The organism is Qipengyuania rhodophyticola (assembly GCF_042493225.1).
Classification (GTDB): Bacteria; Pseudomonadota; Alphaproteobacteria; order Sphingomonadales; family Sphingomonadaceae; genus Erythrobacter.
In genome coordinates, this window is record NZ_CP170454.1 from 2,418,434 (window position 1) to 2,435,717 (window position 17,284).

The following is a 17,284-nucleotide window of genomic DNA, read 5'->3' on the forward strand; positions in this document are numbered from 1 at the left end:
CGAAGCTCTGCCCAGAAGACGCACGAGACTCAGGCGATTCTACAAAGCTGCGAAAATTATTCAGAAAGAGCGGTCTGGAGCAAGTTCAATGCGCCTCGCGTGAAGGCTTCCATATTGGCAATCCGGTCATCGCTGTCGGTTTCGGTCAGGCGGGTCCATTCACCATTCGGGCCGACCACAGCGGCGACGCTCCGTCCAGACGCCACACCAAGCGGATGCTTGCTTGACCCCGCCGAGCCGCTTTCTGCAATGCCCCATTCAGACCCGAAATTGTCGCGAATGGCGCGGGCTTGCAGCACCGCATATTCCTCGGTTGCCGAGCGCATGCCCCTGTAGGCCTCGCCGGGCAGGTCGAACAGGACATCGCGGGCGCGGAATGAATAAACAATGCCACCGCCAACATAGAAATCGAGCGCACCCGGCACTGTCAGCAAGCTCCCGGCAATCAGCCCGCCGGTCGCGCCGTCCGCCACCGAAATTTTTTCGCCGCGCTCGCGCAGCTGTTCGGCAATGCGAAGCGCAAAGGGATGCAATTCGCGCAGGATCATCCCGCAGCCTTCACAATCTCGGCCCAACCGGCCTCATCAATGGTTTCGATGCCCAGTTCGGCGGCCTTCTTCAGCTTACTTCCCGCGCCCGGCCCGGCCACGAGCAAATCGGTTTTCGCGCTGACGGAACCACTCGCCTTTGCGCCCAATCGCTCGGCCTGGGCCTTGGCTTCATCGCGGCTCATGGTTTCGAGTTTGCCGGTGAAAACGACGGTTTTGCCCGCCACGGGGCTATCCAGTGTTTCGACTTCATAGCGCGGTGGAGTGACTTCGCTGAGCAAGTCTTCCCAAACAGTGACATTGTGCGATTCGTGGAAGAAATCTCCGAGCGCGTCGACCACAGATGGCCCGATACCGTCAATCGCAATGATCTCTTGAGCCAAGTCCTCGTCGCCCGCATGAGCTTGCTGAGCGATTGCTCGCAGCGCTGGCAGCTCATGCACATGCTTCATCAAATCCCGCGCTGTCACCGCGCCAACATGGCGGATACCGAGGCCGAACAGCAGCCGCGCGGCATCGGGCTGGCGCTTCGCCTCGATACTTGCCAACAGGTTATCCACAGACCGCTCTTTCCAGCCTTCAAGCGCGAGAATGTCCTCCTCACGGTCTTTCAGGCGGAAGATATCGGCGGGGCTTTCCAGCCATCCCAATGCGAAGAACTGGTCAATGGTTTTCTCACCCAAACCGTCGATATCCAGCGCGCCGCGAGAGACAAAATGCTTCAATCGTTCAATGCGTTGAGCCGGGCAGATGAGACCGCCTGTGCACCGCACATCAACTTCACCCTCCTCGGCCAAAGCCTCGCTGCCGCATTCGGGGCATTTGTCAGGGAACAAAAAAGCTGGTCGGTCCGCGTCCCAAGTCAGGTTTTCCACAAGCTGTGGAATAACGTCGCCTGCGCGCTGGACCACTACGCGGTCGCCTGGGCGCACGCCAAGCCGCGTAATCTCGTCGCGATTGTGGAGCGTCACATTGGTAACTGTCACTCCGCCCACTAGCACCGGCGCAAGCCGCCCAACGGGGGTCAGCTTGCCTGTGCGCCCGACCTGAATATCGATGCTTTCCAGAGTCGTTTGCGCGCGTTCCGCCGGAAATTTATGCGCCAGCGCCCAGCGCGGAGCCTTGCCAACAGATCCAAGGCGCTGCTGATAATCTAGCCGGTCCACTTTGTAGACCACACCGTCAATCTCATACGCCAGATTAGGCCGTGCCTCGGAGATTTTTGCGTAATGGGCGAGCAAGCATTCGGTGCTTTCAACGCGCGTGAATAACGGCGACACTGGAATGCCCCATTTGGCGAATTGACGGACCACCGCTTCCTGCGTTTCGCCCGGAACAGCCGACGCCGCACCCCAGCCATGCGCCCAGAACTTGAGCGGGCGTTTCGCGGTAACGCTCGCATCCTTTTGGCGCAGAGAACCAGCGGCGGCATTGCGAGGATTGGCGAATTGGCGGACCTTGCTCTCGTCCAGCTCCTCGCCTTTTTCCAATGCCGTCTCGCGCGCTTCATCCATGAGGCGCGTGTTTAGTGCCTCAAAATCCGCGCGGCCCATGTAGACCTCACCGCGCACCTCGAACACGTCTGGCACATCGCCGGGAAGCTCCTGCGGGATATCGGCAATATGCGCAACGTTAGGCGTAACATCCTCGCCCACCTGCCCATCACCGCGGGTCGCCGCGCGCACCAATTTGCCCTGCTCGTACCGCAGCGAGCACGATAGGCCGTCAATCTTGTCCTCGGCAGTGAAGGCCAGCGGCGCATCGTCGCCAAGCGAGAGAAACCGCCGCACCCGCGCGACCCATTCCGCGATTTCCTCATCAGAAAAGCCATTGTCGAGGCTCATCATGCGAACCTCATGAGTGACTTTGCTTAGCGGCGATGCGGCAATCGCATGGCCGACTTTTTTGGATGGGCTGTCTGGTCGAACCAGATGCGGAAACGCCTCCTCCAGCTCACCATTGCGCCGCACCAGCGCGTCATACTCCTGATCGGTGATCTCCGGCGCATCCTTGGCATGATACAGCTCGTCATGCCGCGCGATTTGCCGCGCAAGCCGCATCAATTCATTGGCGGCGTCTGCGTCGGAGAGGTTAGGCTCGCTCATTCCGTCTGATCGCTCGGCACCGCGCCCTCCTCTACAGTCTCGGGCAGTTCAAGCGGAACTCCGGCCGGGCCATCATCGCCGTTGATGCTTATCTGCAAGCCCTCAAATTCCCGGAATATTGCCTCGATCCGCTGCTCGGCCTCCTCATCGGTCATGTTGCCTGCCTCGCGCTCGCGCGAGATTTCCTGCAACTGCGGCAACACCTCCACCCACTTGTTACCAATGCCTTCGGGCAATTGGACAACTTCGCCGAATTCAGAGCGTATCTCTTCTTGCAAGGATCCGTCTGCAATAGCGCTCGAAAGACCTGCGCCCAATAGTATGGGTGCCAGGAGTCCCACAACGAACGACACGACGAAAACGCGCTTGAAGCTCATTTCGGTAACAAGTCCGAGCAGCAACATCGTGGCCAGGGCCACAACCGTCATCAGACCAACGCCTGCGAGCAAGACTAGCGCCAAAATTGAGGCAAGTATTCCGCCAATGATCTCCATCACACACCCTCCAGTAAGCGATCAGCCTGCGCGCGGGCTTCTGGCGTAACCTCCGCACCGGACAGCATCCGCGCGATTTCCTCCTGTCGGCCCGCCTCATCCAAGCGGTTCACGCTGGTCTTGGTGACTGTGCCCGAGGACGCCTTGGCGATTAAATAATGCGTACCGCCGCGCGCTGCGACTTGGGGGCTGTGCGTTACCGCGAGCAGCTGCCCGCCATCGGCGAGCCTTGCGAGCCGTTCGCCAATTGCGCTTGCTACTGCGCCGCCCACACCCCGGTCAATTTCGTCAAAGATCACTGTCGCCGCGCCGCCCTGCTCCGCCAAAGCGACTTTGAGCGCTAGGATAAAGCGCGACAGCTCACCGCCGCTAGCGATCTTGCCGAGCGGCGCATGATCCGCCCCCGGATTGGTGGAGATGAGAAACTCAACGCTGTCCGAGCCGTGCGGGCCCCAACGCTCCTCTGGCAAAGCGCCAATCGCAGTGAGAAAGCTCGCCGCATCCAATTTTAGAGGAGCCAGCTCAGCCGCAACCGCTTTGTCAAGTTTCTTGGCCGCCGCAATTCGCGTTTTGTGCAGCGCGCCCGCCTCTTTCTCATAGGTCTCGCGCGCGTTTTTCGCAGCGAGCTCCAGCGCGTCCAACTCCGCCTCACCGCCTTCAATAGAATCAAGTGTCGCCCGCATCTCGCGTGCTTTTTCGGGCAGTTCATCCACTTCGCAGCGATGCTTGCGAGCCAGAGCGCGTAGCTCAAACAGGCGCGTTTCCGCCTCGTCCAGCGCTTTGGGATCGTGGATCAGTGTTCTGGCGGCCTCTTCCAGCTTGTCCTCTGCATCGCCCGCCTCAATCACCGCGCGGTCAAGCGAGGCCAATGCCTCAGCAAGCAAGGGGTGCTGTTCAGCAATTCGGTCAAGACGGCGCGCAGCGACCCTTAAAGAGGCAAGCGGCGAATCGGAGCCTTCCCAAATTGTGCGCAGCTCCTCAAGATCGCCAGCAAGCTTCTCGCCTTTCTGCATATCAGAGCGCGCACCAGCGAGACGTGCTTCCTCACCCGCTTGCGGCTCCAGCGAGGTCAGCTCAGCCAAATGCGCGAGGAGCAAATCCTGATCGAGCTTGGACTGCTCGAGCGCGTCGCGTGCATCGACGAGGCGCGCTTGAGCGGTCTGCAGGCTCTCCCAAGCGTTCGCAACGTCGCCAGTATCCGCGCCTGCAAATCTATCGAGCAAGATCCGGTGGCCGCGCGGGTTAACGAGCCCGCGATCGTCATGTTGTCCGTGCAACTCAACAAGGTGCCCACTAAGCTCGCGCAGCAATGCCACGCCTACCGGCTGATCATTGATCCAAGCTTTCGAGCCGCCATCTGCTTTGAGCTGGCGGCGCAACAAGAGGGGCTCACCTTTCTCCAGCTCAACCCCAGCATCATCAAGCGCTTCGGCCACCGCAGTGGGCAGCGAGGCAAACCCAAAACTCGCGGTAACGCTGGCCTTGTCCTCATTGCCGCGAACGAGGCCGCTATCCGCGCGGTTGCCCAGCACGAGGCCAAGGGCATCCAGCAAGATCGACTTACCTGCACCCGTCTCGCCTGTGAGGACACCGAGCCCGCGCGTAAAATCGAGATCGAGCGCTTCGATCAAAACGATATTGCGGATGGACAGACGTGTGAGCATCACCGCAAGCTGTAACCAATCGCCCCGCGCCCGTCACCTAGGCAAAGAAGACAACAAACAGCTTGTTTGCAGGCCTCTGCCGTCAACCCACGTGAAATTAGCTCGCGGTTACGCCCGGCGCGTGATCTTCGATCAATTCAAAGGCGCGCTCATACCATTTGGTCGTAGGGTGATTTGCGCCAAGTACGGCTGCATATTTCACCGCTTCCTGAGGAACGCCCAGCGCTAGGCTGCTTTCGGTCAATCGGTACAGCGCTTCTGGCGCGTGGCTAGTAGTCTGAAACTTATCGACGACATTCTGGAAACGGACCTGCGCGGCAATCCAGCGGCCACTTTTCTGATAGAACCGGCCGATCTCCATTTCCTTACCAGCGAGGTGATCCTGGACCAGATCGAGCTTGAGGCGCGCGTCGGTCGCATATTCGCTTTGCGGAAACCGCCGGTTTACCTCTTGCAGCGCGGTCTGCGCTTGCTCGGTCACCTTCTGGTCGCGCTGAACATCGCTGATCTGCTCATAATAAGACAGCGCAATGAGATAGTAAGCGTAAGGCGCGTCTTTGTTGCCCGGGTGAATCGACAGGAAGCGCTGGGAGCTTTGGATCGCCTTGTTGTAATCGCGGCCTACGTAATAGCTGAAAGCACTCATTAGCTGCGCGCGCCGAGCCCAAGGCGAATAAGGATGCTGGCGCTCCACCTCGTCAAACAACGCAGCAGCGACAGTTGCCTGCCCGCTATCAAGCCGATCTTTGGCTGATTGATAGAGCGTTTCGACATCGCGCGCGACATAGGCCGTGTCAGTCGGGTTGTTATTGCCGCCAGCGCAGCCAGCCAGAAAAACGGTTGTGCCGGCAAGCGCGGCAGCGACAATCGATTTGCGTGAATTAATCATAAGGCAACCCTATACCCAGCCACTTACTGAACGCCAAGTGAAGTTCGCTGCGAAGATGTTGATGGGCATGCTTGCGAAACCCGCCGCCTACTCATCCTTGGCGCAATATTCGCGCTTGCCCTTTTCACACAATGCAACGCGGCGACGCCAATCGGCCATGGCCGCCTCATGCGCCGCGCGATCCGCCTCAACTTTCCGCTGATAGATCGCCTGAGCCTCTGCGGCCTCTTCAGCGATCCGTTCAAGTTGCGCCTTGTATTCGGCCTGCTCAATCTCTGCCCGCTCGGCGCGTGACTGGTTGAGAGTGGTTATACCCTCGGCGTAAAGCGCAACCTCGGCGTTGGCCTCGCACACCGAAATCATCTCCGCGCGTTTCTCTAAAAATGCAGGATCTGGGGGAGTTTCTTCCTCTGGATCCGCACTTGTAATGGGCGCGCGTTCTAGGCTTGGGACCCAAGCAGCGCCGTTGCGATTTTCCGCCATTTGCGGACGAACAGGTGCTTGTTCCTGCTCTTCTGCTTCCTGCACCGCCGCGAGCCGCGCATCAACCTGCCCCTGACATGCTGCCATGCGTTGACTAATCCGGCTGTCGAAATCGATCCCCTCCTCGCGTAAAAGAGCGCTGATTTCGGCCATTCTGCCGCGCACATCAAATGCATTGGCTTCGCGCAGTTGAGTGCATTCCTCGCTCAGCGCAATCGCACTAGCCTCTTCATCCCTGCCATCGGTTTCGGCGAGACGGAGGGAAGCAGCACGGCACGCAGCCGCATCTGGCGGCGCGGCAAGTGCGTCGATCTGTTCCTCGACAGACGAACTTCCCTCGCTCGCCTCTTGCGCCGCGAGGGCACCACCAACCGTCACCAAAGCTAAGCCTACAAGGACCGAGGCCGCATTACCTGAAAGTCTCTGGCGCATATTCTCCTCCTCAAAATGAGTAGCGAAGGGCCTCACTCATCGCCCATGCGCAAGGCCGCGATAAACGCCGCCTGCGGGATCGAGACGTTGCCATATTCGCGCATCTTCGCCTTACCTTTTTTCTGCTTCTCAAGCAGTTTCTTCTTCCGGCTAATATCGCCACCATAACACTTGGCGGTCACATCCTTACGCATCGCGCTGATCGTTTCACGCGCAATCACTTTGCCGCCAATCGCCGCCTGAACCGGAATCTTGAACAAGTGGCGCGGAATAAGGTCTTTCAGGCGCTCACACATGCCGCGCCCCCTCGCCTCGGCAACATCGCGGTGCACAATCATGCTGAGCGCATCGACCGGTTCGTTGTTCACCAGGATACCCATTTTCACGAGGTCGCCCTCGCGCAGGCCAATTTGCTCATAATCAAAGCTCGCATAGCCGCGGCTGATGCTCTTCAGGCGGTCGTAAAAATCGAATACCACTTCGTTGAGCGGCAATTCATAAGTCACCTGCGCACGGCCGCCAACATAAGTGAGGTCGAGCTGAATGCCGCGGCGATCCTGACACAGTTTCAAAATACTTCCGAGGTAATCGTCGGGTGTGTAGATGACTGCCTTGATCCAAGGCTCTTCAATTGTCTCGATCCGGCTCGGATCAGGGTAATCGGCCGGGTTATGCAGCATTAACTCGCCCGCAGGCTCGCTCTTCGATTTGTTGAGCTGAATGCGATAAACCACGGATGGCGCGGTCGTAATCAGATCGAGATCATATTCGCGCGTCAAACGCTCCTGAATGATCTCGAGGTGCAATAGGCCGAGAAAGCCGCAGCGGAAACCAAAACCAAGCGCCGCGCTGCTTTCTGTTTCGAAAGTGAAGCTTGCATCATTGAGCCGCAACTTTGCGATGCTCTCACGCAGCTTTTCGAAATCCGCCGCATCAACGGGAAACATGCCGCAAAACACGACGGACTGCACGTCTTTATATCCCGGCAGCGGCTCATCAGCGCCGTTCTTTACAGTGGTGATAGTGTCACCGACGCGGGCTTGCTCCACCTCTTTGATTTGGGCGGTGATAAAGCCGATCTCGCCGGGGCCAAGTTCGGGCAATTGCTCGATCTTTGGCCGCATGCACCCGACGCGGTCGATCAAATGCTCAGTCTCGCCGATCATGAATTTGACGTTGAGGCCCTTCTTGATCACACCCTGAATGACGCGAACCAGAATAACGACGCCCAAATAGGGGTCATACCAGCTGTCAACCAAGCTCGCTTTCAGAGGCGCATCGCGTTCCCCCTTTGGGGCTGGGATTTTCGCGACAATCTGTTCGAGGATGTCCTCGATACCGATGCCCGCTTTGGCCGATGCGAGCACGGCTTCTGACGCATCTAGGCCGATCACATCTTCAATCTCTGCGCGAACTTGTTCGGGCTCCGCAGCAGGCAAGTCGACCTTATTGATGACCGGCACGATTTCGTGGTCATGTTCTATAGATTGGTACACATTGGCCAGCGTTTGCGCTTCCACGCCTTGCGCGGCGTCCACCACCAGCAACGCGCCCTCGCACGCGGCGAGGCTGCGGCTGACCTCGTAAGCGAAATCGACGTGACCCGGTGTGTCCATCAGGTTTAGTTGATAAGTCTCGCCGTCTTTCGCTGTGTAATCGAGACGCACGGTCTGCGCTTTAATGGTAATCCCGCGCTCTTTCTCAATGTCCATATTGTCGAGCACTTGCTCGGACATTTCGCGTTCGGTCAGGCCGCCCGTATGTTGGATCAAACGGTCAGCCAGCGTCGATTTCCCGTGATCAATGTGAGCAATGATCGAGAAGTTACGGATTTTGGAAAGGTCAGTCATTTCGTCTGGCGTCTTAGCCGCGCAAAAGAGCAACGCCAAGCAGACTTATGCGGCTTGCCGACCGGTTTGTTCAGGAGCGTTGCCAGAAAGTTTGAATTGAGCGTAGCTTGAGGGGCGCGGAGCCTGCGTTTCCATATTGTATTTGCCCGGCGACAGAGCCTCTAGCGGCGCGCCAGCAGCGGCTAGTTCATAAGGGCTGACGCGGTTGCGCGTACACAGCCCACCTGCGCCATCATCGACCAATTCCTGCTCGAATTCGACGCCTTGCGTATCGTCCATCGTGCGCTTCACCGAAGCGACTGCCAATTGTCCGCCGCCAAAGTCGAGCACGAATGCCGTGCCTACCGGAACATTTTCAAGGCCTTGGATCATCGCGCCTGAGCGGGAGAGATTGCGCAAGGTAACGTCGTAATAGTGATCCTCGTGAATGATGCCAATTTTGCGGAATACCGTGCGGCGGCTCGCCCTCTGCGAACCGTCATTGGTCGGCATCAGTGTCCAGTCGCCACGCTCCAATGCCTCAGCAACTTCTTGCTGCGAGATCGCATCTGAGAAAACAAAGCCCTGGATCGTGGTGATGCCGTGCGCGCGGAGCTTATCAAGCAGCTCAATCGCATGGATACCCGACGCGCCCGTTTCCATCCCCATGGCGCCTGCCAAAGTGGTGATGGCGCCGATCATTTTCATGTCGCCAAATTCATCGCCTACGGTGGGCTCAAAATAGGCACTGCCTACATTGAGCGCGCTAAAGGGTGCGCGGCGCAAGTAGTTGAGCGATGACAAGCCGCTACCAAACTCGTCGAGCGTCAACCGTACGCCAAGCTTGAACAAAGCCGCGAGTGTCTTATCGACAGTTGCGCTGTCACCTTGCAGAATTGTCTCATTGAGCAGCAATTCCAGGCGCGCCGATGGAAGCCCACTGCTTTTCAGAGTATTCTCTACCAAGTCAGCAAAGCCGGTTGCTGCAAATTGAACAGGCGTAATCTTGATCGATAAACGCATTGGGTCTGGCCACGTCTGCGCAGTCTTGCAGGCCTTGATCAGGCCCCACTCGCCAATCGGTACAATCAGGCGACTGCCTTCTGCGACTGGCAGGAAAGTCTCGGGTGCAACACGACCACGCTCTGGATCGTCCCAGCAATATCTCGCCTCCAGCCCAACAACGCGGTTGCCCTCCAATGAAACAATCGGCTGATATTCGAGAATGAAATGCTCATCATCAATTGCTTGAGCAAGGTCCTCTTCCATCCGCTTGCGCAGATTGGCCTCATGCTCAAGATCGGAAGCGTAGAAGCGGAATTGTCCGCGCCCACCATTCTTCGACGCGTAAAGCGCAAGATCAGCAGCCCTCGTCAATTCGTCCCGCTCAAGGCCATCATACGGCGCAATCGCAATCCCAACCGAGCAACCAATCGTCGCACGTCCGTCAGTCAGCGAATAAGGCTGAGACAACATTGCGATGATCCTTTTGGCGACCTCGCCAAGCTCACCGCGATCATCAACATCCGGGATAAGCACCTGAAATTCATCGCCGCCAAGTCGGCCAATCTCACCCTGTCCTTGAACCGCGCTCTTGAGGCGTTCGGCCACTTGCTGAAGCATCTGATCGCCTGCCGCATGCCCGAGAGTGTCATTCACTTGCTTAAACCGGTCAAGATCCAGCATTAGCAACGCGCACGCGCGTTCTGCATTACGGAATGCCTGCAAAGTGGAGCTAATCCGCATTTCCATGCGATGCCGATTGGCAAGCCCGGTCAGCGTATCGAATTGTGCGAGGCGCTCGGCTTCTTCTTCCATGCGGACTTCAGCCGTCACATCGATCGCGACACCGCGAAAACCGTCGAAAGACCCACCAGATTTATTGAGTGGCTGACCTGACAAACGCAAAACCAGATCTACGTTCTTGTTGATCGCCTCGACAGTAAGATTGGAAAAGCTCTTGCGCGATCCCAGCTTCAGTCCAAGCGACCGTCCATCAGTTTCGCCGCCTGAAGGCACGAACAGCGATTGGAGAGGTTCGCCGATCAGATCATCGATGTCGGTCTCAAAACGCTCAACAATGGTGGGACTGAGATAGGTTATTTTCCCAGAAGGATCGGTTGCCCAGAACCAGCTTACACCCGCTTCTTCGAGACCCTCGACGATTGCGAGCTTCTCTGAATTTCCCACGGATGTCCGATGGCCACCTTTAGACCCACGCCCGCCAGCACCCTTGGTTTTGAACAGATCTGAAAAGGGCAGTGCGCCCATTGCGGCAGCCTCGTCACACGAAAATTACTATGACAATGAGAGTTAAACCGAAATGGTTAGTATCGTCCTAACGCATATCCTTTCCGCAAATTTAACGGAAAGTGATTTTACGCAGCAATTCCGTAGCTTAAGCGCGGTGGAGCGACTTCAACCTCGAGGAACTTTTTATTTCCTCCGGCGCCCATGCGCTCCTGCATCAAGACAGCAAAAGCGTCCTGACCAAGTGCTTCAAGTGGACGGCCGGCCGCTTCAATTTCATATGGAGACACACGGTGGCGGGTACACAAGCCATCTGCGCCGTCGCTGATCAGCGGCGTTTCAAACTCAACACCCTGCTTGGAGCCATTGGAGCGGCGCACTGTGCATACGGCTAGCTGTCCATCACCAAGATCGAGCACGAATTGTGTGCCCAAAGGAACATCAGCAAGCCCCTCGATCATCGCGCCAGTTTTAGACAGGTTTCGAAGCACGGCCTTGTAGCGCGCATCCTCATGAATAACGCCAATCTTGCGATAAACGGTCATGCGATCAGCGCGGTATTTGTCGGGGCCTTTCGCCTCGTACTCAAGATCGCCCTCGTGCAATCGCTCCATCACCGTTTCCTGCGGTAAGGCGGCTGAGAATATATACCCCTGAATAATGTCAGCGCCGCGCGCTTTCACGAGCTTGAGCTCGTCCTTGGTCTCAACACCTTCAGCGACCGTTTCCATATCGAGCGCACCTGCAAGCCCGACGATCGCGCTCATGATCGCAGCGTTGTTGTTATTCTTCTCGGTTGATCCGCGTACAAAACTTTGGTCAATCTTGATCTTGTCAAAGGGCGCGTTGCGCAAATAGCTCAGCGAGCTGTACCCTGTACCGAAGTCATCGAGAGCCAATTGTACGTTGAGCTTTTTGAGTTCTTTGAACATGCGTCCGGCCCGTTCGGTATCACCGACAAATACCGATTCGGTAATCTCCAAAACCAGTCTCTGTGGATCAAGGCCCGAGGCAACAAGAGCCTGCTCAACGATCTGCGGAAAGTCATCATGCGCAAACTGAATTGCGGAGACATTCACTGCGACCTTTAGAGGCACAGGCCATTCGACCGCCTCCTTGCAAACCCGCTTTAGGGCCCATTCGCCCATAGGCTTAATAATATCGATCTCTTCGGCCACGGGGATGAACAGTCCAGGAGATACGCTGCCTCGCTCTGGATGAGTCCAGCGGATGAGCGCCTCAAACCCCGTCACTTTGTGCGTTTTCGCGCTGACGAGCGGCTGATAGTGCATTTCCAGCTCGTCTTTTACGAGAGCGTCGCGCAAATCTTCCTCAAGCGCGTGGCGCATTTTCGCACCGTCTTCGAGTTCGGTTGCGTAGAAGCGATAACGCCCCCTGCCCCCGCCCTTCGCGGCGTAAAGTGCGAGGTCGACCGCTTTCATTATGCCCTCGGTCTCAACACCATCATAGGGTGCAATCGCAATACCGATTGAGGTGCCGATAATCGCGCGCGCGCCATCAATCGAATAGGGCTGCGATATCATCTGGATGAGGCGCTGGCCCAAATCGCCCAGATCTCCGCGATCATCCATATCGGGCAAAATGATCAGGAACTCGTCACCGCCAAGGCGTCCGATCTCGCCTTTATCACCCACAATCTGTGTAATCCGAGCCGCTACTTGTTTTAGCAAAGCATCGCCTGCGGGATGCCCGAGCGTGTCGTTGACGTGCTTGAAGCGGTCAAGGTCGAGCATCAAAATTGCGCAGGAGCGCTTCAGCGCACGATAGGCCTTCAGGCGCTTCGCAAGTTGCTCTTCCATGCGATAGCGGTTTGACAAACCCGTCAGCGCGTCAAAACGTGCCATTCTCTCGGCATTGATTTGCTTCTCGCGTGTGTCCGAAATGTCCTTGGCACTGCCGCGGTAGCCTCTGAAGTTGCCGTTCGCATCAAGTTCTGGCTTACCAGAGATCTCCCACCATACTTCTTTGTCAGAAGCATCGACACGAACTGTAGTGTTCGAGATCGTGCTTTGGGATGTGAGCAGAAATTTGAGAGGCCGTTCGCTGCGCTGTTCATCGATCGACTTGTCGAGCGACACGATATCGGTGAGTTTTTTGCCCAGCACATCATCGGCGGCAACATCCAGCGCATCGAGCGCTTGCGACGTTAGATATGTGATTCGGCCGGCAGCATCAGTGGACCAGAATATTCCCAGACCAGCGGCCTCAAAACTGTCAAGCAGCGCCACCCGTTTGCCGGTATCGCCCGATTTCACAGGCGTAAAAGGCACGTCCTCTGGGCGCATCGACGAACTGTCATTTCTGGAGAAAATATCTCTCAGCGCCACGTAATTCTACCCCAAAATTCAAAAGCATATTCGACTGAAGGCAGATGCATAGTTGGTAATCATTGAGATTTGATAACCAAGCCATCTTTGCGCATATTGGCGGGGAGAGATTGCGGAACTTGCAACTGTGAGCCGGACACTGCATTGCCCCAAAAGGTGTTTCGGAGGAACAAAGCTATTCCGCACATTGCCATCATCGGTTCGGGACCAGCGGGATATTATACCGCTGAGGCTGCTCAGAAAAAGTGGGGCGAAGACGCGCACATCGATGTTTTTGACCGGCTTCCTGTGCCTTACGGCCTTATCCGGGCAGGTGTCGCGCCCGACCATCAATCGATCAAGGCAGTCTCCCGCCGCTATGAGAAAACCGCTCTTACCGATACCGTCCGCTTCATCGGTAACATCTCGGTTGGGACCGACGTTTCCATTGGTGAATTACAAGAATTCTATGACGCCGTAATCCTTGCAACAGGCGCACCCAATGACCGTCCGCTAGACCTGCCGGGCGGGGACTGTGCCAATGTCATCGGCAGCGCCGCCATGGTTGGCTGGTACAATGGCCATCCAGAATTTGCCGAGCTTGATCCAGATTTGAGCGGCCGGAACGCCGTTGTGATCGGAATGGGCAATGTGGCGCTCGACGTAGCACGGATTTTGTCAAAGGCGCCGACCGAGTTCGAAGGGTCTGATATTGTTGCCCACGCCTTGACTGCTCTCGCCGATAGCTCAATTGAAACTGTGACAATTTTGGGACGAAGAGGCCCGCATCAGATTATGATGACGCCTAAGGAATTGGGTGAACTAATGCATCTAGAGCAGGCAATTCCGAGAGTCGACAAAAGGGACCTGCCGCCGGAAGACGACGACGCCATTCTCGAACCTGGACTACGCAAATCAGTCAATCATTTACGTAGCTTCGCGGCGATTCCAGAGAGCATTCATGGAGAAAAGCCGCGCGCAATCGAGTTTGATTTCTTCGCCAGTCCCAAAGCGATTGTCGGTAGTGACGGTGTCGCAACTGCTGTCGAGGTAGAACGCACAAGAATCGAAGCGGGCCGCGCAATCGGGACAGGAGAAACCTATACCATCCCTGCTGATCTAGTACTCAGCTGCATCGGTTATCGCACCTCCCCCATCGACGGCGTTCCCTATGACGCACGCGCCGGAAAATTTGCCAATAGCGATGGGCGCATTCTTCCCGGGCTCTATTGCGTCGGCTGGGCGCGCCGCGGCCCCTCTGGCACAATCGGAACGAACAGACCCGACGGATATGATGTTATCGACCGTGTAGTCGAAGACATTGGTAGCGCGTCTCGCAAACAAGGCGGAGCCGGATTTGATACGCTCGCGGCGGAACGCAGCCTCGAAGTCGTCCGCTTCAGCGATTGGAAGAAAATTGAAGATGCAGAACTTGCTGCTGCTCGCGACGGGGCGCCTCGTGAGAAATTTGTCGACATCGAGCGCATGATCGCGGCCACTAAAGATTAGCCCACTCGCGCCGCGCTTGTCTTCACAACTCCTTGCAATCGCGCATTTTCACACGCAATATCAGAACAAGCGGCGCATCAAGAGCCGCACCTAGGGGAGAATATCCAGTCATGCCGCATCTCGAAGACGAAGCCGCCCAGTCGACTAGCGCGCTCGGCCCCCTCGTTGGCCTCACTCGTGAAGACATTTTTGGCGCGGTCGCGGTGTTGCTCCGTGAGACGGCGTCTGATCCCCAACGCCTGATGCGCCATAGCAAAGCGATGGGCGATGACATGATCAAGATCATGACCGGCAAGAGCGAGCTTGCGCCGGAGCCAAAAGATCGCCGGTTCAAAGACCACGCATGGCAATATAACCCCTTCATGCGTGCTGGGATGCAGTATTATCTGGCGGTACAAAAAGGCATGGCCAATTGGCTGGAAGAGTTGGAGCTGGATGAGCTCGAGCGAGACCGCGCACGATTTATCTCGAACATTATCATTGATAGCGTCGCACCGACCAATACGCTGATTGGCAACCCCACAGCGCAGAAAATGGCCATCGACAGCGGCGGCCTGAGCCTGATCAAAGGTCTCAAGAACGCCTATGACGACATGGTCCATAACAAGGGCATGGTCAGTCAGGTCGATAAGAAGCCGTTCAAGCTGGGTGAGAATATCGCGATCAGCAAAGGATCGGTAGTCCTGCGCACGGAGATGATGGAACTGGTCCACTACGCGCCGACTACCGACGAAGTGTATGAGATACCGCAGCTGACTATCCCGCCGCAAATCAACAAGATGTACATCAACGACCTCAGCCCGGAGAAATCCGTAGTGAAGTACCAGGTCGACAATGGCATCCAGACCTTTGTTATTTCTTGGAAAAATCCCACGAAAGACGAAGGGCATTGGGACATGGCCGACTATGTGCGGTCATGCCGCGAAGCGATGGAGGCGGTTGCCAAGATTACCAAGTCGAAGAAGGTGAATGTGTCAGCTGGCTGCTCTGGCGGGCAAACTGCGGCGATGCTGGCTAGCAAAATGGCGTCGGACAAGGACGATCTGCTAGGCGCGCTAACCCTGATGGTTTGCGTGCTGCACCCCAAGCAAAACGACATTGAGGCGGGCAGTCTGATCTCAGACAATGGCCTCCAGCTGGCTCGGCGCCGCGCCGACAAGAAGAGCATCATCAAAGGTGATGATCTCGCGCGGGGTTTTGCATGGCTGCGGCCAAACGACCTTATCTGGAATTACGTCATCAATAATTACCTGTTGGGGCAGGATCCACCGGCATTCGATGTTCTTTTCTGGAATGCTGATGCGACCAACCTCTCCGCAAGCCTGATGGGCGACTTTTTGACTGTTTTTGAGACACTTGCCTTCACCAAGAAAGGTGAGGTCGAGATGATTGATCACAAGGTCGACTTGTCCAAAGTCAAAAGCGATCTGTTCATTCTTGGCGGCGTTACGGACCATATCACGCCGTGGAAAGCGACCTATCGTTCAACGCAGCTGTTTGGCTCGAAAGACGTCACCTATGTGCTTTCGCATTCGGGCCACATGCAGGCGATCCTCAATCCTCCCGGTAACCCAAAGGCAAAATACTATTTGCCCAAAAAAGCTGGAAAACTCCCAGATACTGCTGACAAGTGGCTGGAAACGACGGAGGAAGTCGCCGGGAGCTGGTGGCCATATTGGATGGAATGGCTACAAAAGCGTGGCGGCAAGAAAAAGAAAGCGCCAAAACAGCTGGGGAACAAAGCGTACACTCCGCTAGACCCCGCGCCCGGCCTCTACGTATTGGATGAGTGCTGATCCAGCGTAAACGTTAAGTCAGCATTATCACCTGCAGTCCACATAAGCATAAGAACGGATCGCAGCACGGACGGGAGCACTACCAACGTGGCTAAGAAAAAGACGGGCAAAGCAGCCGGCGACATGACCGCCGAAATCTCGATGGAGGAAGTTGGCGGACGCACACTTCGCGTGGCGCGCTGGCGCCTAGGCGAGAAAAGCGACCATCCACCTGTGCTGTTTTTTAATGGCATTGGCGCGAATATCGAGGCGGTGGCACCGCTTGCCGAAGAACTCGATGATCGCGGCTTTATCATGTTCGATATGCCCGGTGTAGGCGAATCCCCCGATCCGACATTACCGTACAACCCCTTCACCATCAGCTGGACAGCGGCAAAACTGCTCGACCAGCTCGGCGTCGGCGAAGTCGATGTGATGGGGATCAGCTGGGGCGGCGGTATCGCTCAGCATTTCGCCATGCAATATCCAGCGCGTTCGCGGCGCGTGGTGTTGATCGCGACAAGTGCGGGCATGTTGATGGTGCCGGGCAGCCCCAAGGCGCTGACCAAAATGGCTAATCCGCGCCGCTATATCGACCCGGATTTCATGCTGAAGAACTTTGAAACGCTTTACGGCGAAGGCCTCGGCCAGAGCGCTGGCAAAGGCGGGCATATGTCGCGTCTGAAACCGCCCTCCCCGCGCGGATATATGTATCAATTAATTTGCATGCTGGGTTGGACGAGCGCACCTGCGCTGCCGTTCCTATTGAAGCAGCCGACGCTCATCCTGATGGGTGATGATGACGCGATTGTACCGCTCGCAAACGGTAAGTTTCTCAACACACTCATTCCGAATAGTGAACTTGTGGTCATGGAGGGCGGCGGACACTTGTTCCTGCTGAGCCACAAGGACGAATGCCTGGCCGAAATGCGCGGCTTCTTGGACGCGCAAGAAGGCGAGACCGCGGAAGCAGCCTGAG

At 56.7% G+C, this 17,284-nt stretch carries 12 protein-coding genes; 3 read left to right on the forward strand and 9 right to left on the reverse strand.

Annotation, left to right across the window (positions count from 1 at the left end; all coding sequences use genetic code 11):
- Positions 1–56 precede the first annotated feature (56 nt).
- The 9 genes from ACFCXQ_RS11575 to ACFCXQ_RS11615 form a co-directional block, all read right to left on the reverse strand.
- A complete protein-coding gene (locus tag ACFCXQ_RS11575) occupies positions 57–548 on the reverse strand; it encodes a CinA family protein (RefSeq protein ID WP_379550739.1) in 492 nt (163 codons plus the stop codon).
- The gene (ligA, locus tag ACFCXQ_RS11580) at positions 545–2,653 is read right to left on the reverse strand and encodes an NAD-dependent DNA ligase LigA (RefSeq protein WP_379550741.1); all 2,109 of its coding nucleotides are present in this window, start codon (positions 2,651–2,653) and stop codon (positions 545–547) included. Before ligA ends, ACFCXQ_RS11575 begins: the two co-directional genes overlap by 4 nt.
- Positions 2,650–3,150, reverse strand: a complete 501-nt coding sequence (locus ACFCXQ_RS11585; RefSeq protein WP_379550743.1) for a hypothetical protein — start codon at positions 3,148–3,150, stop codon at positions 2,650–2,652. The genes ligA and ACFCXQ_RS11585 overlap by 4 nt, the downstream gene beginning before the upstream one ends.
- Positions 3,147–4,811: a DNA repair protein RecN gene (recN, locus tag ACFCXQ_RS11590; protein ID WP_379554650.1), complete on the reverse strand. Its 1,665-nt coding sequence runs from the start codon at positions 4,809–4,811 to the stop codon at positions 3,147–3,149. Before recN ends, ACFCXQ_RS11585 begins: the two co-directional genes overlap by 4 nt.
- Positions 4,812–4,908: 97 nt before the next feature.
- Positions 4,909–5,700, reverse strand: a complete 792-nt coding sequence (locus ACFCXQ_RS11595) for an outer membrane protein assembly factor BamD (RefSeq protein ID WP_379550745.1) — start codon at positions 5,698–5,700, stop codon at positions 4,909–4,911.
- A gap of 87 nt (positions 5,701–5,787) precedes the next feature.
- Positions 5,788–6,615, reverse strand: coding sequence for a hypothetical protein (locus ACFCXQ_RS11600; protein ID WP_379550746.1), 828 nt, complete (start codon positions 6,613–6,615; stop codon positions 5,788–5,790).
- A 32-nt stretch (positions 6,616–6,647) separates the two neighbouring features.
- The gene (gene lepA, locus ACFCXQ_RS11605; RefSeq protein ID WP_379550748.1) at positions 6,648–8,465 is read right to left on the reverse strand and encodes a translation elongation factor 4; all 1,818 of its coding nucleotides are present in this window, start codon (positions 8,463–8,465) and stop codon (positions 6,648–6,650) included.
- Between the two features lie 45 nt (positions 8,466–8,510).
- The gene (locus ACFCXQ_RS11610; RefSeq protein ID WP_379550750.1) at positions 8,511–10,715 is read right to left on the reverse strand and encodes a sensor domain-containing protein; all 2,205 of its coding nucleotides are present in this window, start codon (positions 10,713–10,715) and stop codon (positions 8,511–8,513) included.
- Between the two features lie 107 nt (positions 10,716–10,822).
- Positions 10,823–13,042 (reverse strand): EAL domain-containing protein, encoded by a 2,220-nt coding sequence (locus ACFCXQ_RS11615; protein WP_379550752.1) that lies wholly within the window; start codon positions 13,040–13,042, stop codon positions 10,823–10,825.
- 177 nt (positions 13,043–13,219) lie between these two features.
- On the opposite strand from ACFCXQ_RS11615, the gene ACFCXQ_RS11620 reads away from it, so the two are divergent.
- The 3 genes from ACFCXQ_RS11620 to ACFCXQ_RS11630 all read left to right on the forward strand — a co-directional run bounded on the left by ACFCXQ_RS11620 (position 13,220) and on the right by ACFCXQ_RS11630 (position 17,283).
- Positions 13,220–14,530, forward strand: coding sequence for an FAD-dependent oxidoreductase (locus ACFCXQ_RS11620; RefSeq protein ID WP_379554652.1), 1,311 nt, complete (start codon positions 13,220–13,222; stop codon positions 14,528–14,530).
- A gap of 110 nt (positions 14,531–14,640) precedes the next feature.
- A complete protein-coding gene (locus ACFCXQ_RS11625) occupies positions 14,641–16,326 on the forward strand; it encodes a PHA/PHB synthase family protein (protein WP_379550753.1) in 1,686 nt (561 codons plus the stop codon).
- Between the two features lie 87 nt (positions 16,327–16,413).
- On the forward strand, positions 16,414–17,283 hold the full coding sequence (locus ACFCXQ_RS11630) for an alpha/beta fold hydrolase (protein ID WP_379550755.1): 870 nt from the start codon (positions 16,414–16,416) through the stop codon (positions 17,281–17,283).
- The last annotated feature ends 1 nt before the right edge of the window (position 17,284 follow it).